Genomic DNA, 20,737 nt, shown 5'->3' with positions numbered 1-20,737 from the left:
CCGGGATAAAGCGGACAAGCAATGAGTTCAGACGGTGTCGCGTCGCGTCGTGTCCCCGCCGAGACGTCCATCGGCGTTCTCTCGACACTCCTGCTCGTGGGTCTTACCGGGGCCGGACTGTTCGTCGTGGCCCCGCCGGGGATCGGCAAACTCGTCGTGATCGCGTGGGTCGCCTTCGGCGCGATGGCCGGCGGCGCACTCGTCGGCACGCGAGTCAGCGGGACACATCCGCGAGGGCTGGTCTGGGGCTACGGGCTCGCGAGCGGTGCAATGATCGCGAGCGCCGCGGCGTTTCTCGTCCCGCAGGCCGTCGGCCAGCACGCGCGACTCGGCGGGTTCGGCATCGCCGCCGGCATCCTCGTCGGGTACAACGCCCACACGATCGGTCACCGGCTCTCCCACCTCGAGCTGCCGATGGACACGACGGCGACGGAACTCGCCGCCCACGCGCTCTCTGCGGGGTTGATCATCGGAATCATCTACGGCCAGATGCCCGAACTCGGCCTGTTGCTCGGGCTCTCGATCGTCTCCCACAAGGGTCCAGCGGGGTACGCCGCCGCCCGGCGACTCGCGCTCGACGGGAAGTCCACGACGTCGCTGTTGCTCCCCTCGGCCGGCGTCGGCCTGACGGCGCTGCCGGCCGCGATGGTGGCCCTGCCGAACGAGCCGGCGATTAACGCCGTCGTCTTCGGGTTCGCCGCCGGCGTGTTCCTCCACATCGCGATGGACTTCCTGCCCTCGTGTGAGGTCGGCGGCGAGATCGACCAGGCCGCCGGGATGACCGAAACCTCCCACGAACTGCTCGATCGCCTGCGCGTCCAGTCGGTCTTCTCGACGACGCTGGGCGGCATCGCCGTCGTGGTCGCGTGGCTGGTCGTCGCATAGGCAGTCGGAAACCCCAGAACGTGTCTGGATCCGGAAGCGGCCACAGCGAGGACACCGCTTGCGAGGGGTGGGAAAACGCCGAAGGGGCGATCCAGTCCGGGCGGTCCTACGTCCACACTTTCGAGACGACCGGCGAGCACGAGTACGTCTGTATTCCTCACGAAGCCGTGGGAATGGCTGGAACTCTGATCGTCGAATAGCGAGCCCGATCGTCTAGCCATTGTCCAGCATTTCTTTGGGCCGCTGACGCGTAGCCGCAGGAATTAAGTGGCAGTGTTAAACAAATCTAACGTAAAGATGTTAGATCGAGTTAACACCCTGAGGACGCAACGGACGGTCTATCACGGCGGGCGAACGGCGTATATGCTGATCGACGTGGCGGCGATGTACGTCGGCGTCTCGACCGCGTCCTGGCCCCTGATCGGGCTCGCAATCGTACTGTTTCTCGGGTTCTTCCCGGTGAGCAGGTGGCTGGCAAGCAAAACAGAGATACAGCAGAACGACGAGCGGACGCGTCAATTGATCCGGACGGCGGCGACACGCGCACTCTTCGGGCTCTTTGCTGTCGCGTTCATCCTGTACCTCGGAGGGGTTGCTGTCACGGCATGGGGGTCGATACCCGAACCGCTGGCAACGCTCACCGAGCAGGCCGAAATCGTTGCTGTCTGGACCGCCGCGGCGACCATCGCGTCCTCGCTAATCCACAAAGCTGGCGACCAACTTCACCGTCGTCGACTGGAGGGATAGGATGGAATTCGAGACGACGATCAAAGAACGTCGCGAGGCCGCCGGACTCACCCAGGCCGAGTTGGCCGAGGCTGTCGGCGTCACCCGCCAGACGATTCTCTACGTCGAGAAGGGCGAGTACAACCCCTCGCTGGAACTCGCCTGGTGCATCGCCCGGGAGTTCGACGCAAGGATCGAGGACGTGTTCGACCTTCCAGAAACGGCAGACGATCCCATGTGAGCATGCACGCGAACACTACCACGACCACCGAGCCCCGTGATGCACAGACCGATGACACCGGGACTGCCCTCGAAGTGACCGCCCTGGAAAAATCGATCGACGGGTCGCGGATTCTCGACGGCGTAGGCCTCTCCGTCCGCGAGGGCGAGACCTACGGCGTCGTCGGCCCAAACGGGGCGGGCAAGACCACGACCTTCCGCTGTCTGCTCGGCTTGCTCCCCGTCGACGGCGGATCGGTGTCGCTGTTCGGTACCGATCCGCGGATGGACGACACCGTCCTCGAACGCGTCGGCGTCGTCTTCGAGTACGAAACCCTCCAGCCCACCTGGTCAGTCCGGGACGCGATGGCCCACGCCTGTCACGGCTACGGCGTCCCGACCGATCGGATCGAGACCTGCCTGGCCGAGGTCGACCTGGAACCCGCGGCGCACGATCGAGAGTTCCGCGACCTCTCGAAAGGCATGAAACGCAAGGCGTCGGTCGCGACGGCACTGCTCCACGAGCCCGACTTGCTCGTGCTCGACGAGCCACTGTCCGGACTCGATCCCGGTACCCAGGCCCGGATGCGGGAGTTGATCGACGACCTGCGGGAGTCGGGCCGAACGGTCGTGTTCAGCTCTCACGACCTGGATCACGTCCAGGCGCTCTGTGACTGTGTCGCCGTGATCGCCGATGGCCGGACAGTCGTCGAGACACCGCTGTCGGAATCGGTGCGCGTGATCGAGGAGCCACGGCCCGAGATCGAGGCCGAGCAAGCGGGCGAGGTGTACGTCGTCAGCGACGACGATCCGCCGGCCGACGCCAGGACAATCGACCTCGAAGAACTCTATTTCTCCGCGTTGGGGGTCGAAACATGACCTTCCGACAGCTCTGTCTGCTGGAGGCGCGCAACGTCAACTACCGGAGCCTGCTTCTCTCCGTGGTTGTGCTTGGGTTCCTGTTCGCCGGGACCCCACTGCTGGAGTTGCTGACGCAATCGACCCTTCCGCTGGCAGTCCGGCGGTTTTACCTGTTCTTCCTCGGGTTCGAGGTGACCTACCTGTTCGTGCTGACGCTGGGCCTGACGGCGACGATCCGCGAGAAACACGCCGACGTCTTCGATCGTGTGTTCACGATGCCGGGCGCGACCTGGCAGATCCTCGGGGCGAAGGTCACGGCCATCGCGGGGATCAGCTTTCTCCTGGGCTACGGGACGATCGCCGCGCTGGGCGTCCACGCCGGGTTCGCGCCCTGGCTCGTCCTCGGATACGCGCCGGTCATCGGTATCCTCGCCGTCGGCCTGGCAGCCGGGGCGGTCGCCGCAGTGCTGTACTTCGAAACGCCACGGCTGGTCTTTTTCGGCGGGATCATCGCCTTCATCGGATTGAACGCCCTCCCGGAACGGCTACTCGAGTGGGGACTGTCGCTGGAGACGGCCGTCGCCGGGACGATGGCGCTGGCAGTCCTGCTGGCGCTGCTCGGACTTCTCGCGTTGCGTCGGGTCCCACCTGAGCGCGTCGTGCTGGCGTGAGTTGGGCCCCATCCGTCTCCAGTTGTACCGCCGAAGCAGTCGGCGAAACCGATTTGAATCTGTACATACAACGTACCCACAGATGGGGACCAGACGCGTCAACTTCCGACTGCCGGATGAACTGGTCGAGAAGGCCGACGTGGCCGCCGAAGTGAGTCACGCCGACCGGACGGAGATCGTCAAGGAAGCTCTCCGGGAGTATCTGGCCGAGGTCGAGGACGACGACCGGTTCCGCGAGGCAGTCGTCGATCTCTACCTGGACGACGAAATTGGATTCGACGTGCTGAAGAGCTTCGTCGGGCGGCAAGACGCCGAGTCCGTCCGGGCCTCGAAGTCACTGCTCGACGACGGTGCGGAGTTGGCCGTCGATCTCGCCGCGCTCGACGACGAGGCATGATCGTCGCGGACACGAGCGCGCTGGTCTCGCTCGCGTCGATCGACCGACTGGATCTCCTCCTCGCGGAGTTCGACGTGCACACGACTGAGACGGTGGTCTCGGAACTGCAAGAGACGGCCGACTACGCGGACAGCCACGGCAGGGCCGCACAGGCGGTGCTCGACCGAAAAGATGACCTCACTGTCAACGCGGTCGGCGAGCCGATCGAAACCGGACGGATCGACGCAGGGGAAGGGAGTGGGGCCGTCCTCGCCCGGGAACGCGACGCTGCGTTCCTCATCACCGACGACCTGCGGGCGCTGCCGGAACTCCAGGCGGTGACCGAAGCGCGGATCGCCATCTCGCCGATCGTGTTGCGGGCGCTGGTCAAACGCGACGTATTAGATGTCGAGGACGCACTGGCAGACGTGGAGCGATTGGCTGCCGAGCGGGACTGGCTCGGTGCGCCGATCTATCGGCGGGCGAGAGAGTTGTTCGAGGAGTGATGGAACGCTGGCAATCGTCAGCTGTACCCCCGCCAGCGGTGCCCACACTCTTTGCACTTGAAAAAGCGCGTCGGCGGTTCGTCCGCGGACCCGGTCTGCTTGATCGTGTACCAGGCAACCCCGTGGCCACACTCGTCACACACGACGTCGTCGGCCGTCGGTTTCCCCTCGAAGTTGGCGTCCTCCTCGGTCTCGATGACGTCGTCGTCGGTCTGGTCCTGCGTCGAGACGAAGTCCTCGGCCAATTCCTGATCCTTTGGCTCGCGATACCCACAGCTCTGACAGACCATCTCCTCACCATCCGCGTGCATCATGGATCCGCACTCGTCACAGAATTGCATTCTTGCCCGGGAGAACGCGCCTGAAGGTCAAAAACCACCGGTCTTCGCCCGCTACTCGGCGTCGATCTCCGCCAGCTCCTCGCGCTCGGCGACGATCGGGCAGTCGGCAACCCTGACCGTCTCGAAGTCGACGAACTCGACGATGTCGGTCCCCTCGTGGGCACACTCGACGTCGGGCGGTTCCGAGAAGTACTCGCAGTTCTCACAGTAGCTGTGTTTGTTCACTTCGGCGAAGCGCCGCTGCCCGCGTTGCTCGGTTTCGGGCTCGGCCATCGACCGCGAGAGATCGTCCCAAAGTTCGTCGTTGAATTGCTCGCCAGCCTGGGGGCCGCCCACCTCGCCCAGGCCCTCGAACGGGTCACCGTCACGTGGCCCGCCGCCGAGCCGATCGAACGGATCGTCGGCCGGTTCGTCTGGGCGGTCCCCGGCCGATGGGTCAGCACGCTCCTCAGAGCTGGCCGGGCTCGGCGCGTGGCTGTCGGCTTCCTCGCCACGACGTTGGAAGCCGAACTCGTCGAACGACGGCGGGTCACTTGCGGAGTGCTCCGGGTCGGGTCCGTCGTCGATCTCTGCGAACGGGTCCCGGTCGCGGTCGTCCGGGGAGTCTGGCACGCCGAGTCGTTCGAACGGATCGGCCTTCTCCTCGGAGGCATCGTCGAATGGACCACCGGACTCTCCGTCGTCGGCCTCGTCGAGAACGAAATCGTCCCGCTGTGAGTCGGCGCGGTCGTCGTCCCGTTCGTCGGACCCGTCGTCGCTCACGGCTGATCACTCCGCCGGTCGGGAGCCTCGATGTCGTCGCCGGACTCGCCGTCGACGGTGCCCTCGATCGGCGTGGCGGCGACGAGCCGCGGTTTGCCGAAGAAGCCACTCGACGGCTCGACGGTGGTGACCGCGGCCTCGCAGTGCGGGCAGGCGGCCCGCGTCATGAGCGCGATCTCGACGCCCTCGCCGCAGCTCTCACAGACGGCGCGGCTCACGTCGTGGCGGGCGGCGGCGGCCTTGATCCGGTCGACGGTCTCTGTCTCGTTGCTGGCCTGGGCGTCCCGGAGGTCGCTGATCGCCCAGGCGACCGTCTGGAGTTTGTCCTCGACGTCTTCGAGGCGGTCGTCCTGGGCGGTAAGCGAGTCGGCGTGAGCGTCGACGTCGTCGGCCAGCTCCGCGACCGTCGACTGTGTGGCACGCGAGTCGACGTCGGCGGAGAGGTCCGCGATATCGGCGGTGAGCGAGTCTATGCGGTCCTCGATCGTATCGAGGCGATCGAACGCGTCGTGGTCGTGGTCGGCGTCGGCTTTGGCGTCGGCCTCCCGTTTGACCTGGACGACACGCGAGCGGACGTCCTCGAGTTTGGTCTGAAAGGAGTCCTCGACGTCGTCGATGCGCTCGGCGATTGCCTCGATCGCTTCGTCGGGAGCCGTCAGATCGTGGTCGTCCAGTACCTCCCGGACGATCGACTCGATGCGTTCGCGGTCGGTGGCCGCGAGGGAGTCTGGATCGATATCTCCCTCATGTGTAGCGGTCGTCCGATACGTCGCGAGAAGTTGGGCCACGAGCACGTCCCGTTCGACGTCGAGTTCGGCCGCGTGTTCCTCGAGCCACTCGCCGAGCTCGGGCGGCAGCCAAACGGCGGTCTCCGGCGAATCCGTGGACTCGCTCGCCATCACCGGAAATTCCGCGAGCGGATAGTTAAGGGTTTGCCACCGATTTCCGCGATCGATATTGCCGGAACGGACCTACCGGATCTTCCGGACGTCACTGATGTCGAAGCCGGCGTCGTCGATCTCAGTCTCGAAGCGCACGATGTCCTCGTCCTCGAGCTGTGAGAGCACGCCACGGAACTGTTTGATGACGAGCGTCCTGGCGCGCGTGCTGCCGCCGCTCTCCCACTCGAAGCGCATCGTCCCGTTGACGGCGTCGACTAACTGGCCGAGGCGTTCGGCCGAGATCGTCTCGTGGTTGACGTGGGCGAGGATCAGCCCGTCCCAGGAGTGAGCGGCCTTCTGGAGCCCCTTGACCACGTAGTTGACGTCCGACCAGGAGACTTCCTCGCCGGTCGTGCTGATGAGGTCAGTCAGCGAGTCGATCACGACGAGGTTGCCCGGGCCGTGATCGGACATGAGATCGCCGAACGCCGACAGTAACTCCTCGCGGTCGGTTCGAGACCGGAGATCGGTCACGCTTGCGGTCCGCTCGGCGTACCAGTCCCGCGGGATGGGACTCTCGTGGAAGAAATGCGCCGAGAGATCGTGAAACGCCACCGCATCCAGTCCGGCCTCGACGATCTCCTCGTCGATCGTCTGGGAGACCTCCCACCGGAACTGCGATTCCCCGGCGGTAAAGGAGACGTAGTGAATCTCCTCGGGCAGCGTCGCGTCGGCCGCGAGGTCGCCGTAGTAGAGGTCATGGAGTTCGGAATCGCCCGCCGCAAGCCCGTTGATGAGCGCACTGGTGTACATGAACTCCCGCGCCCCGGCCCCCGATTCGCCCGAGAGCAACACGACGGTTCCCCGCGGGGCCCCGCCGTTGACGATCGAGTCCATCCGCTGGATACCCAGGGGGATGCGTTCCATACCCATGGATCCCGGCGGGCGTGCTTGTGTGTTACGGCGATAGCCGTCGGGACCCCGGCAGGATTGCAGGCATCGGTGGCTTCTAACCCGCGGCGTGCGATCGACGGACTATGAACGCAGCACAGTTCATCGAGCGTATCCGCGACGACAACGACACCGCCCTCTCGCGACTGGGGTCCTCGAAGGCGCTGTACGCCGACACGGCAGGCGAAATGGACGAGGAGACCGTGCTCTCGGCTGCCGCCGACGCCGAGTACCACGCCGCCGTGACCTACGAGGAGTGGGCCGAGGACGAAGCCGACGACACGGTGGCCGACGCGTTCGCCGAGACGGCCGCCGAGGAACGCGACCACTACGAACGCGTCGCCGGGGAACTCGACGATCACGAGCCCGGCGAGGACGTCCCGGCCATCCAGGCACAGCTCCGCGAACTCGACGGGACGGTCGAACGGCTCGGTGGGTTCGTCGGCCGCACGATCGCCGCCGAGAAGTCCAAAGAGCAGTTCACCGGCTACTTCGTCGGCGAGGCCGACCCACAGACGGCACAGCTCTTCCGCGACGTGGGGTCGGATCTCGGCCCGCAACTGGAGCGTGCCGGCGAGTTGCTCGAATCGGTCTGTGAGAGCGACGAGGACTGGGAACAGGCCGCCGCGGCGGCGACGGAAGCCATCCAGACGGCCTACGACGCCTACACTGAATCGCTGGAGTCGATGGGCGTCAACCCGAAGCCGGTCTGTTGAGGGCGCAGAGGCGTTGCCGAGACTCCTCGGCGCACGATCGGAAAAAGCACTGCAGAAACAAACGGCAGTCACATCGACTGGCCGACGATCAGGCGCGGACGTTCTCCGGATCGACCGCAGACTGAGTGAGCGGGAGGTCGATGTCAATGGCGTCGTACCACACCGAGGGACGCTTGGCGTTTCCGTCGTCGATCAACTCGACGAGATGCAGGTCAGCGAGTTCCTGTAAGTTCCGGTGGACCTGACTGACGTCGCGATCGACGAGACGTGCCGTTTCGCGGATACTTGCCGGTTCGTGCTGGACGATCGTCCGGAGTAGTGCAAGGGTTCTCGGCCGGGTTACCTGATGGATATCCGCCGGATCGTGATAGACGACTTCGAGATGCGGATCCGGTGATTCGCCCCGATCAAGGGCATCCAGTGCGTCCGCCAGTGCTTCGTCCTCACCCTCACGGAACCGAACGTGGAGCGTGCGAACGGGACTGTGTTCCTCGTTACCAGTCGTGGCCATGCTGAATCACCTCTGTTTTGAATCGTTCGTACAGCGCCCGCAATCCCTCGAACTCGATCGCTTCGACAGTACCGTCAGCCCGATGTTTGTGGTGGCGGCTGACATCGGGATGATCGGGGAAGTTGTCGTATCGAACGATCGTTTCCCCGGCCGCATTTCCGTACTGCATCGCGTACTTGACGCCGTCGGGATAGTTACCCCTCAGGTCCGGTACAATGCAGAAAAACGTCGGTGTACGACCGCGACGATTCGTCGTGGGACGGGCCGAACTTACATCATGCCGCCCATGCCGCCCATACCGCCCATGCCGCCCATGCCGCCGCCCATACCGCCCTGGCCCTGGTCTTCGTCCTCGTAGTCCTCGCCGAGGGCGGTCGCCGAGATGATGTCGTCGATCTTGAGCACCAGGTTGGCAGCCTCGACGGCACTGCTGACGGCCTGGGACTTCGCGTGGGCAGGTTCGACGACGCCAGCCTCGTAGGTGTCGACGACCTCGCCGTCGTAGACGTCGAGTCCGGCGTGTCCGTCACCGGCTTCGTGGGCCGCCCGGAGTTCGACCAGCGTATCGATCGAGTCGAGTCCGGCGTTCTCCGCGAGCACGCGCGGGACGAGGTCGAACGCGTCGGCGAACGCCTCGACGGCGAGTTGCTCGCGCCCGCTGACGCCGTCGGCGTACTCCCGGAGCCGACCGGCGAGTTCGATCTCGGTCGCACCCCCACCAGCCAGGACGCGCCCGTCGGTGATCGTCGCCGCGACCACGTCCAGGGCGTCGGTGATGCCGCGTTCGAGTTCGTCGCTGACGTGCTCGGTCGAGCCACGGACCACCAGCGTCACACCGTGGTTGCCGTCACTCTCGACGACGTACCAGCCGTCTTCGGGGTCACGCGAGATGTCGCCCGTCCCGAGGTCCGAGTCGGTGATCGACTCGAAGTCCAGATCCGAGTGAAGCTGCGTCCCCAGAACTTCGGTCAGGAACTCGAGGTCGCTGCGCTTGATCTGGCTGATCGAGAGGATCCCCTCGCGCGCGAGAAGGTGCTGGGCCATCTCGTCGATGGACTTCTTCGAGAGAACGACGTCGACGCCGGCGTCGACGACGCCCTGTACCTTCTCCCGGAGGGCCTGTTCCTCCTGCTCGATGAACTCCTGGAGTTGGTCGGGGTCGTCGACGCTGAGCTGGGCGTCGTTCTCCATCTCGTTGACGGTAAAGGGTGCGTCAAGCAGGAGGATGTCGGCGTCCTCGACCTCGGTCGGCATGTCCTCGTGATCGGGGTCGGTGTCGATCGTCCCGCCATTGATGAGTTTCGAGTCGTCGACCGGACGGCCGGGTTCGGCCATGATGTCGACGTACTCCAGGTCGACGACGGTCGAGCCGTCCTCGGCGTCGACGGAGACGGCCTGTGCTGTCTCGACGACCAGATCCGAGAGGAGGTCGAGGTTGAGTTCTGCCCCTTTGCCAGTCATGCTCGTCGCCGCAACGCTCTTCAGAATCTCCTCGTCGCTGGGGTCGACGGGGACCGCGATGTCGTCGATCTCCTCGCGAGCCTGTTTTGCGGCCATGTCGTACCCGCGGATGATCGACGTCGGGTGGATGTCCTGCTCTAGGAGTTCCTCGGCGTTCTTTAAGAGTTCGCCCGCCAGCGAGACGGCGGTCGTCGTGCCGTCGCCCGCCTCGTCCTCCTGCGTCTGGGCGACCTCGACGATCATCTTCGCCGTCGGGTTCTCGATGTCCATCTCCTCGAGGATCGTGACGCCGTCGTTGGTGACGGTCACGTCCCCGATCGAGGACACCAGCATCTTGTCCATGCCCTTGGGTCCGAGCGTCGAGCGGACCGACTCGGCGACCGCGCGCGCCGCCGAGATGTTGTGACTCTGGGCGTCTTCGTTCTTCAGACGATCCGCGTCGTCGCCGAGAACGATCATCGGCTGTCCCTGCATGCGCTGACTCATAATCGGTAGCATGTTTGTCTGTGGTTCTATATAAATGTGCGGGTTTCGATCCATCCCCACAGCGTTGACCAACACGTCCACGGGCCCAGCGAAACCGATCTATGGCCGTGTAGAACCGGTCTCTACGGGAGATCGCACAGTACTGAGAGACAGGTACCCCGACCCCTAGTATACATCCTTATATGGGGAGCGGAAGCGTCGCGAGTGCTCACGGCTACAATTCGCGGTTCAACCGTTGGACCGACACGCTTTACGCCGGCGACGGTCGATTCGCTGGTATGTTTCCCGACTTCGCAGTCATCCCGGCGGTCGACATGCAGGCGGGCCAGGTCGTCCAGTTGGTCGGTGGCGAGCGCGGCACGGGCAAGACCTACGGCGACCCCGTTAGCGCGGCAAAGCGGTGGGTCGAGGCGGGGGCCGAGACGCTCCATCTGATCGACCTGGACGGGGCCTTCGAGGGTGAGCGCGCGAACGCCGACGCTATCGAGGCGATTCGGGCGGCCGTCGACGTCGACCTCCAGCTCGGCGGGGGAATTCGCACGGCCGAGGACGCCCGAACCCTGCTGGACGCCGGCGTCGACCGGGTCATCCTCGGGACCGCTGCCGTCGAAGAGCCCGACATCGTCGCCGAAATCAGCGAGACCCACCCGAACAGCGTGCTCGTCAGCCTGGATGCCAGCGACGGCGAGGTGGTCGTCTCGGGATGGACAGAGGCCACCGGTCTCGACCCCGCGGCGGCTGCCGGGCGGTACGCCGACCTTGGGGCGGCTGGCATTCTCTTCACCGACGTCGACGTCGAAGGACGGTTGGAGGGCGTCCGGACTGGCCCCGTCGAACGCGTCGTCGAAGCTGTCGACATTCCAGTGATCGCAAGCGGCGGCGTCGCCTCGATCGAGGACGTTCGCGCCCTGCGAGACGCCGGTGCGGCGGCCGTCGTCGTCGGCAGCGCGCTCTACGAGGGGCAGTTCACGCTCGGTGAGGCGATCGAGGCGGTCGAGTGAGCGGACGAATACCCGCGACTGTGTCGGCCCGCGTCGACCGCGGCCGTCCCGACGCGAGCCGGTGGAGTAAACTCACGTCCCGGCGTAGTCAACGGACGTGACTGATCACGGGACCGTCCAGAACCGGCGACACTGGACCGCAGCGATCCTGCTGGCGGTCGTCCTCTCGGGGCTCGGCCTCCAGATGCGGGGTGCCGTCGTTCCGGAGCTCAAAATCGAGTTCGTCGTCGGCAAAGGACTCCTCGGCCTCGTCGGCCCAGCGGGGACCCTGGGGTACATCGTCTCGATCGCGATCGTCGGCGCGATCGCCGGCCGGCTCCATCTCGTCCGCTGGTACACGATCGGCCTCGCCGTGACCGCCCTCTCGATCGCGGGACTGGGACTCGCCCCGACGTTTCTGGTCTTTCTCTCAGTCCTCGTCGTTCGCGGCCTGGGCGACGGGATCATCCGCGGGCTCGACCGCCCGATGCTCAGTCATCTCTACCCCGACGCCAGGGGGCGGGTGTTCGGCATGTACGACCTGGCGTGGGCGGTCGGGTCGGCTGCCGGCCCGCTGGTGATGACCGCCGCCATCGCGCTGGGTGACTGGCGGCTGGCCTACCTCGGGCTGGCCGCGGCGCTCGTCCCGGTGGTGGCGTTCGTCTGGCGGCTGGACCTCCCGTTCGAGGCGGGCCAGGAGGCGATTCTCGACCGCGAGGCGCTCGCGACGCTTCTGCGGACGAAAGAGATCGTCGCGATGGCGCTGGCGATGTTCTTTCACACCGGGCTGGAGGGTGGCCTGTTCCTCTGGCTGCCGACCTTCGGCATCGAGGCCGCCGGGCTCTCCCAGGCGAACGCGAACCTGCTGCTGTCGGCCTTTACGATCGCGTACGTTCCCGGCCGCTTCGCCGCGACAGCCATCGTCGAGCACTACGATTACAGCCTGTTGCTGGTCGGGATCGAGTTGCTGTTGGTCCCCACGTTCTTCGTCTCGTTTTTCGTCGTGAGCGGGCTGGCGACGTTCCCGGTGGTGTTCGCCCTGGGAGTGCTCGTCTCCGGAGTCTACCCGCTGCTCGTGGCGTTCGGGACCGACGCCGCCCCGGAATACAGCGCGCCGATCAACGCCATCGCCGCGGTCTCCTCGTCGGTCAGTTTCGCGCTGGTGCCGATGGCGATGGGTTTCCTCGCGGAGACAAGCGGGATCAGACCGGCGATGTGGCTCCCGCTTGCGCTGACAGTCGGCGTCTTGCCGACGATCCTGGCCGCTCGTCGGTCGATCTCGATCAGAGACGGGCTCGGGGAGTGACTGCGGAAGAAAATCGCTCGCCTCGACCGTCGAGGCACAATCACCAAATACGAGGGGGGAGTGTATCGAGTCATGACCGACCGGACCGCCGCAGTCACCCGCGAGACGGGTGAGACGGACATCGAGGTGACCCTCGACATCGACGGCGACGGCGAGTCGACCGTCGAGACGGGGATCGGCTTTCTCGACCACATGCTCGATGCCTTCGCCACGCACGGCCTGTTCGATCTCACCGTTCGATGTGACGGCGACCTCGCTGTCGACGACCACCACACCGTCGAGGACGTCGCCATCGCGCTGGGCGAGGCGTTCACCGAAGCGCTGGGCGAGAAACGCGGGATCACTCGCTTCGCCGACCGACGGGTCCCCTTAGACGAGGCCGTCGCGAGCGTCGTCCTCGACGTCAGCGGTCGTCCCTACTTCGAGTTCGAGGGGGAATTCTCCCAGGCGACCGTCGGGGAATTCACGAGTGTCATGGCGAAGCACTTCCTGCGCTCGCTCGCGATGAACGCCGGCCTCACACTGCACGCGGGCGTCGACGGCGAGAACGCCCACCACGAGGTCGAGGCGCTGTTCAAGGGGCTGGCCCGGGCGCTCGACGACGCGACCCGGATCGACGACCGGCGTGCGGACGCCCCCTCGACGAAGGGGCAACTATGAGCGAGGAGTCCGCCCCCGAGGAGTCGGCCTCATTCGAGGCGATCATGGAGAAGTTCGAGGACAGCCCGAGCCAGCAGCGGGTCATCCGACTGTTGCTCGAACGCGGGTTCTCGGTCAACGACGGCGGGCGAGTCGTCTCAGGTGGCATCGAGATCCCGAACACGGGCATCGCCCGCGAGATCGACGTCGACCGACGAGTCGTCGACGCGACTACGGACGCGATCCTCGAGGACCCACAGCTCCGGCGGATCTTCGGGAACATCTCGGCGATCCCGAGTCTGCTCGACCTCGCACCGGTGCTCGACCTCTCGGCGATGACGATCGCCGTCCGGGCAGCCGGGGAATCCGGGATCGTGGCGACGGTCACGGACGTCCTCGCCGATCACGACATCTCCATCCGGCAGGTCATGACCGACGATCCGGAGTTCACCGACCAGCCACGACTGTACGTCATCACTGACGACGTCGTCCCGGGAGTGGCTATCACCGAAATTCGCGATCTCGCGTTCGTTCACAGTATCGAGTTGCAGTAACGCGAACGTGCCTGGTTCCGTCCGACGGCAGGCAATCAGCTGTAGGCTTCGAGGAAATCCTGGGTCGTCGATTCGACGTCTCGTTCGGCGACGAACCGCGCCAGTGCTGCCTTGGCATCGACGAACCGTTCCGGATGGGTTTCGAGCGCGTCGCTGCCGACTTGTTCGCCTGACTGCTTGAAGTCCCGGTATTGGTCCTGCAAGAACGGCGGATACCCGTCGATCGCCACGTCTCGTCGGGGCGGAATCGCCCCCTTCTCCTTGTTGTAGGCCTGCAGGGCGGTTGGCGAGCCGACGAATTCCAGGAAGGTTCGGGTGTCCTTCTCGCCCTGCTGGTCGGCACTGGCCACGATAGCGTCCATCCCCATCGCGTAGACGCCGTCAGTTCCGGGGAATGGGACGTGATCCCACTCGGAGCCATAGTCAAACCCCTCGATGTCCCGGTACGTCCCGGCGACCCAGTCCCCCTGTGTGAAGAAAATCGACTCGCCGTCGATGAACTGTTCGTTCGCCTCGACCATCCCCAAGAACGTCGCGTCCTCGGACGCCAAATCGGCATATCTGTCGAGTAACGTGACGGTCTCGCGAATCTCGTTTTCGTAGGCCGGCCCGTCGCCTCCGGTGACGTTCCGATAGGTCTCCGGGCCGAACTGACCGATGAGGAGCATCGAGAACAACTGCAGGACAGTCCAGGGGTTTTTCATCGGCTGCTGGAGGCCGATGACCGAGTCCGTGTCGATCTCTTCGAGTACGTCCAGAAACGCCCGTGGGCTCTCGATTCGCCCAGGGTCGAGACCGTGCTCCTCGACGAGTTCGGTGTTGTAAAAGAGGCTGTTGAGCCGGTGGATGTTGATCGGGACGGCGACGTATTCTCCGTCAATGCGTGCCAGATTCTGCGGTCCTTCGAGATAGGCCTCACTCATGTCTGTCTCGGTCCACAGCTCCGAAATATCGGCGAGTACACTCGCTTCCATATATGGCGTGAGGCTCTCGCCCGGCCACTCGACCCACGTCGATGGCGGGTTCTCGCTCAAAATCCGGCTTTTGACAGTCAAGCTTAGATCCGGATAGTACTGGTCAGTGACGGTCACGTCGGGGTGTCGGGATTCGAACCCTTCGAGTAGTGATTCGAGTGGACGTTTGCCGTCCCCTTCCGCCCAAGCGTGTGCAATTTCCACGCCGGCAACCCCTTTGATGCTTGTTGACTTGGCGACACCCATGTACACGTATCTCATGACCCTTGGGTAAAAATACCCGCCCAAAATGACGGCCAATAGTCGTGATTGACCGTTCTTTCGGTAGGGAGAAAACCGCCACCGATCGGTCGCATAGCATCGACTGTCCGATTTGACGGACTCGAGGGACAGTCCTTGCACGGCCGCACGTGGACAGCCGGGGGCTATCCCCTGACAACACTGGATCCGCTGTGGATCGTTGATATGGACCGTCTCACTCAATCACGACCGATAAACGTAGGTGTGAGCCGCTGGAGGGTCAGCACATGCAGGTAGACATCGGAAACGCACTCGCCGAGGTCGCCACGCCGGGGATCCCCCGCGAAGCGCTCGATCGACTCGACGACCGCGTCGCGGCCGCTCACGAGCGAATCGAAGCAGGCCGCGCCAGCGACGAACACGGCTACGCGACGCTCAACCAGCCCGCAAACGTCGACGTCGACGCCATCCAGGCGGCCGTCGAGCCCTTCGACGACTGTGAGAACCTCGTCAACGTCGGGATCGGCGGCAGCGCGCTCGGGGCGGCCACAATTTCGGCCGCCTTAGACAGCGACGTCGACGCCTACTACCTCGACAACGTCGACCCGAAGTGGGTCGCGGACCATCTCGAGACGATCGACCTCTCGAAGACGGCGCTCAACGTCGTCTCGAAGTCCGGGATGACCGCCGAAACCCTCTCGAACTTCCTCGTCGTGCGCGAGGCGATGGAGGCGGCCGGGGTCGACTGGACCGAGCGCACGTGGGTCACGACCGGTCCCGAGGGCAACCTCCGTGACCTCGCGGAGAAACACGATCTGCCGTCGCTTCCCGTCCCCGACGGCGTTCCCGGCCGCTTCTCGGTGCTCTCGACGGTCGGACTTGCCGCTGCGGCCTTGCAGGGCCACGACATCGAGGCGATTCTGGATGGCGCTCGCGACGCCGACGACGCGCTGGCCCCCTCGCTGTTCGACTCGCCGGCATACGCCTACGGCGCGGTCAACTACGCCCTCGATCAGCGCGGGGCTGGCATCAACGTCCAGTTGCCCTACGCCGAATCTTTAGAGACATACGCCGAGTGGTACTCACAGCTCTGGGCCGAAAGCGTCGGCAAGGACGGCGTCGGCCAGACGCCCGTCCGGGCGCTGGGTGCGACCGACCAGCACTCCCAGCTCCAGCTCTACCGCGCTGGCCCCCACGACAAGATGGTCACGTTCATCCGACCCCAGGAGCGTGAGGACACGACGATCCCCGAGACCGACCTTGAGGGGCTGTCGTATCTCGGCGGGTTGACGCTGGGCGAGTTGATCGACGCCGAGTTCGAGGCCACCGAGGCCAGCCTCGCCAACGCCGGACTCCCGAACGTCCGGATCGAGATCGACCGCGTCGACGAGCGAGCGATCGGCGAGTTGCTCTACAGCATGGAGGCGGCGACGATCCTCGCCGGCGAGCTCTACAACGTCGACGCGTTCGTCCAGCCGGCCGTCGAGTGGGGCAAGAAGGCCACGCGCGGCCTGCTCGGCGGCGGGGACTTCGAGGAAGCCGACGAAGTCGCCGAGAAGACCGAACTCACGATCGAGTGACTAGGCGAGTTCGACTGGATCAAGCCGGTCGACGATCCCGTCGAAGTCATCGTCGAACGCCAGCACGTGATCGATATCACGGGCCTCGACGAGCGCAATTGTTGTCGCGTCGGTGAAACTCAGGTCGTGGTCGTGGTATCGGTTGAACGCTTCGACGGCACGTTCGAAGTCCGCTCGATCGGTTACGAGGAAGTCGATGGCCGACGGAAACGGTCCACGACCGAGAATTCTGTCCGCGACTTGCTTTGCTTCGTCGTAGGAACCGGTTCGAGTCCTGACGAGCGTTACTGTCTCATCGAACACGTAGTCGCTTGTGAAAACCCGGCCGTACTCCGAGCTGAGAACACTCTCGAACGCGGCTTTTGCTGCCTTGTGGCGGGTTGCCCGTTCGTTCTGGAGCGCGTAGAACAGCCCGCTATCGAGAAACACGCTCATTAGTCTGGGGGGCCTCACCGTAGAGTATCCGGTCGACGTCTTCTTCACTCGTTTCAATACCCCAATCACTCGTCCCCGATAGGAACTGGTCAATCTCCGCTTCGGAGAGTCCATCGTAATCATCGCGGAACGAGTCGATCAATGATTTTCGTGAATCAAACTCCCGATTGACGGCCCGGTCGAGTACCTCCTGTTGGGTTACTTTCCGTCCGGTTTCGAGTTTGATCTCGGCCTGCAACTGCTCTAGTTTGTCTTTCGTGTCTGTGCTGATCCGAACCGAGGTTGCCATACTTCCCTGTAGCGTCTGCTACAAAATATAGCTTTCTACAAACTCACGGAACCAACTGCTCGCCCTCGTCGTCGTAGACCGTGATGGCGTCGACCGGACACGTCCGGGCGGCGAATTTCGCGTCGAGTTCCTCGTCCGCCGCCACGTCGAGTGTCACCATGCCGTCGCCGGTTTCCTCGCCATCGACGAGCACGGCTTTCCCGGCGTCCTCGTCCCGTTCGAAGGCATCGTACTCGACGACGCACTGGAACATCCCGATGCAAGTCTCCCGATCGAATTCAATGCGCATGGGCCTCCTTCGGGGCCGGCGATACATAAGACTCTCCGCCGACGAACGAACCCTTAAACCGGGGGCCGACCCAAGGTATGCCCAATGGACGTTGCGGACATTCCGGGGGTACCCGCGTGGTTGCCCGAGCACCTTCAGGAGGACGGCATCGAGGCGTTGTATCCACCACAGGCCGAGGCCGTCGAGCGGGGCGTCACCGGCGGCGCGAACCTCGTCGCGAGCGTGCCCACGGCCAGTGGCAAGACCCTCATCGCCGAACTCGCGATGTTCTCGGCGATCACGAGCGGGACCGACGGAGCGGACGACCACGAAGGGACAGCCGACGAGACCGTGACTGACGGCACCGCCCTCTACATCGTCCCGTTGCGCGCCCTCGCCAGCGAGAAACGCGAGGAGTTCGAACAGTTCGAGGCCTACGGCCTGGAGGTGGGCGTTTCGACGGGCAACTACGAGAGCGACGGCGGGTGGCTCGCCGATAAAGACGTCGTGGTCGCCACCAGCGAGAAGGTCGATTCCCTCGTGCGAAACGACGCGCCCTGGATCGACGACCTCGACTGCGTCGTGGCCGACGAGGTCCACCTCGTCGACGACGGCGAGCGCGGCCCCACGCTGGAGGTCACACTCGCCAAGCTTCGCAAGCGCAACCCGGACCTCCAGACGGTGGCGCTGTCGGCGACCATCGGCAACGCCGAGGCGCTCGCCGAGTGGCTGGACGCCGAACTCGTCGACTCGACGTGGCGGCCGATCGACCTGAAGAAGGGGGTCCACTACGGGCAGGCACTCCATCTCGAAGACGGGAACCAGAAGCGCCTGCCCGTCCGGGACAGCGAGAAACAGACCGCGGCCATCGTGCGGGACACGCTCGAGGACGACGGGTCGACGCTGGTGTTCGTCAACTCCCGCCGGAACGCCGAGGCCGCCGCCCGCCGGCTCGCGTCGACGACCGACCCCCATCTCGACGGCGAGGAACGCGACCGCCTCGCCGAGATCGCGGCGGAGATCCGGGACGTCAGCGACACCGAGACCAGCGACGACCTGGCCGAGGCCGTCGAGCAGGGGGCCGCGTTTCACCACGCCGGGCTCTCCCGGGAACACCGATCCTTGGTGGAGGACGCCTTTCAGGAGCGCCTGGTGAAGGTGATTTCGGCGACCCCGACGCTGGCGGCGGGGGTCAACACGCCGTCCCGTCGCGTCGTCGTCCGTGACTGGCGGCGCTACGACGGGACTGCGGGTGGGATGCAACCCCTCTCGGTGCTGGAGGTCCACCAAATGATGGGGCGGGCCGGCCGCCCTGGGCTGGACCCCTACGGCGAGGCACTACTGCTGGCGAGCAACCACGACGAACTCGACGAACTGTTCGAACGCTACGTCTGGGCCGACCCCGAACCCGTCCAGTCGAAACTCGCGGCCGAGCCAGCCCTTCGCACCCACATCCTCTCGACGGTCGCCTCCGGCTTTGCGAACTCCCGTGAGGGACTCCTCGACTTTCTGGAGGCCACGCTCTATGCCAGCCAGACGACTGAGGGGGGCCGCCTGGAGACCGTCGTCGACGAGGTGATCGCCTACCTGGCCGCCAACGACTTCCTCACGCGGGCGGACGACGAAGAGGGCACCTTGCGGGCGACCTCGATCGGCCAGACCGTCTCGCGGCTCTATCTCGACCCGATGAGCGCGGCGGAGATGCTCGACGGACTCCGTGAGTTCGAGCGGACGGCCGGGCAGCGAGCATCTCGATCGGCCCCCGACGGGGAGCAGGACGGTGAGCCGCCCGGCTTCGAGCCTGCCAGTGAACTGGTGTCGGACGCGGGCGACGACATCGGAGAGTCCGACGACACTCCCCAGCCGACGGCGATGGGGCTGTATCACCTCGTCTCCCGGACGCCGGACATGTACGAACTCTACCTCCGGTCGGGTGACGAGGAGGAGTACTCCATGGAGGCCTACGAGCGCGAGGACGAGTTCCTCGGGGCGATGCCAAGCGAGTTCGAGGAGGGCCGTTTCGAGGACTGGCTGTCGGCGCTGAAGACCGCTCGACTTCTCGAAGACTGGGCCGACGAGATCGAGGAGGGGACGATCACCGAGCGCTACGGCGTCGGGCCGGGCGACATCCGCGGGAAGGTCGAGACGGCAAGCTGGCTGCTCAACGCTGCCGAGCGCCTGGCCGGCGAGGTCGGCCTGGACGTGACGCCCGCGATCCGGGAGGCCCGCGTGCGCGTCGAACACGGCGTCCGGGCGGAACTGGTCGATCTCGCGGGCGTCCGTGGCGTGGGTCGCAAGCGCGCCAGACGACTGTTCGCGACGGGGATCGAGTCCCGTGAGGACCTCCGGGAGGCCGAGAAAAGTGTCGTGCTTGGGGCGCTTCGTGGGCGAGAGAAGACTGCCGAGAACATCCTGACGAACGCCGGCCACCGCGATCCCTCGATGGAGGGAGTGACGCCGACCACTCCCGACGGAGACCCGACCGGCACGGACGATGCCGTCGCCAACGGGGCCGGCGTGCGCGACGGCGACGAGGACGACGCTGCCGACCAGTCCAGCCTGGGTGATTTCTGATGCAGGTCGTCGAGGGGAACCTCCGGATCGACGATCTGGACGCCGTTCTGGACCGACTCGACGCCATCGGGGACGAGCACGGCGTAGCGGTCCAGGCGTTCGACGCGCGCTACGTCGCCGGTCGCGAGCATCTCCGGCGGGCCTGTGAACTGGCCGATCGCGCACACGCGCGAGAAGAGACGATCGCTCGTGATCCCGGCGTCGAGATCATGCTCTACGCGGCGGGTCGCCGCCAGATTCAGGACGCCCTGGAGATGGGCGTCTCCCGGGGTGAGCAACCTGCAATCGTCGTCTGTCACGCGGTGGGCGATCGTGAGGGCCAGGGCGCGGACGCTCACGACACCGCTACCGACCGTGAACGCGCAGCCTGCGAGGTCGTCGCGGCGATGGAGTGCCTCGAACCTGCGGAGACGCTCGGGGCGTCCGATCCCGAACTGATCGGTGAGTTCTTCGACATTACCGACGCTGAGCGGGGCGCGACCGACGCGACGCTGGCCCCGCTCGTCCTCGAACGCGTCGCGATGCTGGTCGTCGATCGGTAGCGA

The 20,737-nt window shown here is 65.3% G+C and carries 26 protein-coding genes and 1 pseudogene; 16 read left to right on the top strand and 11 right to left on the bottom strand.

The features are described from left to right. Positions 1-21 precede the first annotated feature (21 nt). The 8 genes and pseudogenes from HTIA_RS10445 to HTIA_RS10410 all read left to right on the top strand — a co-directional run bounded on the left by HTIA_RS10445 (position 22) and on the right by HTIA_RS10410 (position 4,244). On the top strand, positions 22-885 hold the full coding sequence (locus HTIA_RS10445; protein ID WP_008523937.1) for a ZIP family metal transporter: 864 nt from the start codon (positions 22-24) through the stop codon (positions 883-885). 29 nt (positions 886-914) lie between these two features. After that, positions 915-1,085, top strand: a pseudogene (locus HTIA_RS10440) (plastocyanin/azurin family copper-binding protein); the annotation flags it as partial. A gap of 163 nt (positions 1,086-1,248) precedes the next feature. After that, positions 1,249-1,632 carry a hypothetical protein gene (locus HTIA_RS10435; RefSeq protein ID WP_008523939.1) on the top strand — a complete coding sequence of 128 codons (384 nt, stop codon included), beginning with the start codon at positions 1,249-1,251 and terminating at the stop codon, positions 1,630-1,632. A 1-nt stretch (position 1,633) separates the two neighbouring features. After that, the gene (locus HTIA_RS10430; RefSeq protein WP_008523940.1) at positions 1,634-1,852 is read left to right on the top strand and encodes a helix-turn-helix transcriptional regulator; all 219 of its coding nucleotides are present in this window, start codon (positions 1,634-1,636) and stop codon (positions 1,850-1,852) included. 2 nt (positions 1,853-1,854) lie between these two features. After that, a complete protein-coding gene (locus tag HTIA_RS10425; protein ID WP_008523941.1) occupies positions 1,855-2,709 on the top strand; it encodes an ABC transporter ATP-binding protein in 855 nt (284 codons plus the stop codon). Continuing rightward, positions 2,706-3,362, top strand: coding sequence for a hypothetical protein (locus HTIA_RS10420; RefSeq protein WP_008523942.1), 657 nt, complete (start codon positions 2,706-2,708; stop codon positions 3,360-3,362). The genes HTIA_RS10425 and HTIA_RS10420 overlap by 4 nt, the downstream gene beginning before the upstream one ends. A gap of 82 nt (positions 3,363-3,444) precedes the next feature. Continuing rightward, a complete protein-coding gene (locus HTIA_RS10415; protein ID WP_008523943.1) occupies positions 3,445-3,759 on the top strand; it encodes a CopG family ribbon-helix-helix protein in 315 nt (104 codons plus the stop codon). Then, positions 3,756-4,244, top strand: a complete 489-nt coding sequence (locus HTIA_RS10410) for a hypothetical protein (RefSeq protein WP_008523944.1) — start codon at positions 3,756-3,758, stop codon at positions 4,242-4,244. Before HTIA_RS10415 ends, HTIA_RS10410 begins: the two co-directional genes overlap by 4 nt. A gap of 17 nt (positions 4,245-4,261) precedes the next feature. On the opposite strand, the gene HTIA_RS10405 is transcribed toward HTIA_RS10410, so the two are convergent. The 4 genes from HTIA_RS10405 to HTIA_RS10390 all read right to left on the bottom strand — a co-directional run bounded on the left by HTIA_RS10405 (position 4,262) and on the right by HTIA_RS10390 (position 7,155). Next, positions 4,262-4,585, bottom strand: a complete 324-nt coding sequence (locus HTIA_RS10405; protein WP_008523947.1) for a transcription factor S — start codon at positions 4,583-4,585, stop codon at positions 4,262-4,264. Between the two features lie 51 nt (positions 4,586-4,636). Further along, a complete protein-coding gene (locus tag HTIA_RS10400) occupies positions 4,637-5,347 on the bottom strand; it encodes a hypothetical protein (RefSeq protein ID WP_008523948.1) in 711 nt (236 codons plus the stop codon). Then, positions 5,344-6,246: a hypothetical protein gene (locus tag HTIA_RS10395; RefSeq protein ID WP_020936331.1), complete on the bottom strand. Its 903-nt coding sequence runs from the start codon at positions 6,244-6,246 to the stop codon at positions 5,344-5,346. Before HTIA_RS10395 ends, HTIA_RS10400 begins: the two co-directional genes overlap by 4 nt. A 72-nt stretch (positions 6,247-6,318) precedes the next feature. Continuing rightward, entirely contained in the window at positions 6,319-7,155 is an 837-nt protein-coding gene (locus HTIA_RS10390) for an RAD55 family ATPase (protein ID WP_008523952.1), read from the bottom strand. A gap of 110 nt (positions 7,156-7,265) precedes the next feature. Here HTIA_RS10390 and HTIA_RS10385 point away from each other — a divergent pair, with 110 nt between their 5' ends. Next, complete coding sequence (locus HTIA_RS10385; protein WP_008523953.1) at positions 7,266-7,895, top strand: ferritin family protein; 630 nt, start codon at positions 7,266-7,268, stop codon at positions 7,893-7,895. An 88-nt stretch (positions 7,896-7,983) separates the two neighbouring features. Here the strand turns inward: HTIA_RS10385 and HTIA_RS10380 are convergent, their stop codons facing one another. From HTIA_RS10380 to thsB, 3 genes are all read right to left on the bottom strand, one after another. After that, the gene (locus HTIA_RS10380) at positions 7,984-8,406 is read right to left on the bottom strand and encodes an HVO_A0114 family putative DNA-binding protein (protein ID WP_008523954.1); all 423 of its coding nucleotides are present in this window, start codon (positions 8,404-8,406) and stop codon (positions 7,984-7,986) included. After that, complete coding sequence (locus tag HTIA_RS10375; RefSeq protein WP_275040302.1) at positions 8,390-8,611, bottom strand: toxin-antitoxin system TumE family protein; 222 nt, start codon at positions 8,609-8,611, stop codon at positions 8,390-8,392. The genes HTIA_RS10380 and HTIA_RS10375 overlap by 17 nt, the downstream gene beginning before the upstream one ends. A 65-nt stretch (positions 8,612-8,676) precedes the next feature. Further along, the gene (gene thsB / locus HTIA_RS10370; RefSeq protein WP_021029377.1) at positions 8,677-10,353 is read right to left on the bottom strand and encodes a thermosome subunit beta; all 1,677 of its coding nucleotides are present in this window, start codon (positions 10,351-10,353) and stop codon (positions 8,677-8,679) included. A 278-nt stretch (positions 10,354-10,631) separates the two neighbouring features. Between thsB and hisA the strand changes: the two genes are divergently transcribed. From hisA to HTIA_RS10350, 4 genes are all read left to right on the top strand, one after another. After that, on the top strand, positions 10,632-11,354 hold the full coding sequence (gene hisA, locus HTIA_RS10365; protein ID WP_044951119.1) for a 1-(5-phosphoribosyl)-5-[(5-phosphoribosylamino)methylideneamino]imidazole-4-carboxamide isomerase: 723 nt from the start codon (positions 10,632-10,634) through the stop codon (positions 11,352-11,354). Positions 11,355-11,451: 97 nt separating this feature from the next. Further along, on the top strand, positions 11,452-12,639 hold the full coding sequence (locus tag HTIA_RS10360) for an MFS transporter (RefSeq protein WP_008523958.1): 1,188 nt from the start codon (positions 11,452-11,454) through the stop codon (positions 12,637-12,639). 72 nt (positions 12,640-12,711) lie between these two features. Then, positions 12,712-13,299 carry an imidazoleglycerol-phosphate dehydratase HisB gene (gene hisB / locus HTIA_RS10355; RefSeq protein WP_008523959.1) on the top strand — a complete coding sequence of 196 codons (588 nt, stop codon included), beginning with the start codon at positions 12,712-12,714 and terminating at the stop codon, positions 13,297-13,299. Continuing rightward, on the top strand, positions 13,296-13,832 hold the full coding sequence (locus tag HTIA_RS10350) for an amino acid-binding protein (protein ID WP_008523960.1): 537 nt from the start codon (positions 13,296-13,298) through the stop codon (positions 13,830-13,832). The genes hisB and HTIA_RS10350 overlap by 4 nt, the downstream gene beginning before the upstream one ends. A gap of 35 nt (positions 13,833-13,867) precedes the next feature. Here the strand turns inward: HTIA_RS10350 and HTIA_RS10345 are convergent, their stop codons facing one another. Further along, on the bottom strand, positions 13,868-15,052 hold the full coding sequence (locus HTIA_RS10345) for an ABC transporter substrate-binding protein (RefSeq protein ID WP_008523961.1): 1,185 nt from the start codon (positions 15,050-15,052) through the stop codon (positions 13,868-13,870). 281 nt (positions 15,053-15,333) lie between these two features. Here HTIA_RS10345 and HTIA_RS10340 point away from each other — a divergent pair, with 281 nt between their 5' ends. After that, the gene (locus tag HTIA_RS10340; protein ID WP_008523962.1) at positions 15,334-16,626 is read left to right on the top strand and encodes a hypothetical protein; all 1,293 of its coding nucleotides are present in this window, start codon (positions 15,334-15,336) and stop codon (positions 16,624-16,626) included. Here HTIA_RS10340 and HTIA_RS10335 read toward each other — a convergent pair whose 3' ends face one another. Genes HTIA_RS10335 through HTIA_RS10325 form a run of 3 tightly spaced genes read right to left on the bottom strand, consistent with a single transcriptional unit; the run spans position 16,627 to position 17,639 of the window. Continuing rightward, entirely contained in the window at positions 16,627-17,061 is a 435-nt protein-coding gene (locus HTIA_RS10335) for a type II toxin-antitoxin system VapC family toxin (RefSeq protein ID WP_008523963.1), read from the bottom strand. Further along, positions 17,042-17,350, bottom strand: coding sequence for a hypothetical protein (locus HTIA_RS10330; protein WP_008523964.1), 309 nt, complete (start codon positions 17,348-17,350; stop codon positions 17,042-17,044). The genes HTIA_RS10335 and HTIA_RS10330 overlap by 20 nt, the downstream gene beginning before the upstream one ends. A 43-nt stretch (positions 17,351-17,393) precedes the next feature. Beyond that, positions 17,394-17,639, bottom strand: coding sequence for a ferredoxin (locus HTIA_RS10325; RefSeq protein WP_008523965.1), 246 nt, complete (start codon positions 17,637-17,639; stop codon positions 17,394-17,396). A gap of 84 nt (positions 17,640-17,723) precedes the next feature. Between HTIA_RS10325 and HTIA_RS10320 the strand changes: the two genes are divergently transcribed. Further along, positions 17,724-20,192, top strand: coding sequence for an ATP-dependent DNA helicase (locus HTIA_RS10320; protein WP_008523967.1), 2,469 nt, complete (start codon positions 17,724-17,726; stop codon positions 20,190-20,192). Then, positions 20,192-20,734: a KEOPS complex subunit Cgi121 gene (gene cgi121 / locus HTIA_RS10315; protein WP_008523969.1), complete on the top strand. Its 543-nt coding sequence runs from the start codon at positions 20,192-20,194 to the stop codon at positions 20,732-20,734. Before HTIA_RS10320 ends, cgi121 begins: the two co-directional genes overlap by 1 nt. The last annotated feature ends 3 nt before the right edge of the window (positions 20,735-20,737 follow it).

It is taken from the genome of Halorhabdus tiamatea SARL4B (genome assembly GCF_000470655.1).
Classification (GTDB): Archaea; Halobacteriota; Halobacteria; order Halobacteriales; family Haloarculaceae; genus Halorhabdus; species Halorhabdus tiamatea.
This window is presented reverse-complemented; position numbering and strand designations above follow the sequence as displayed.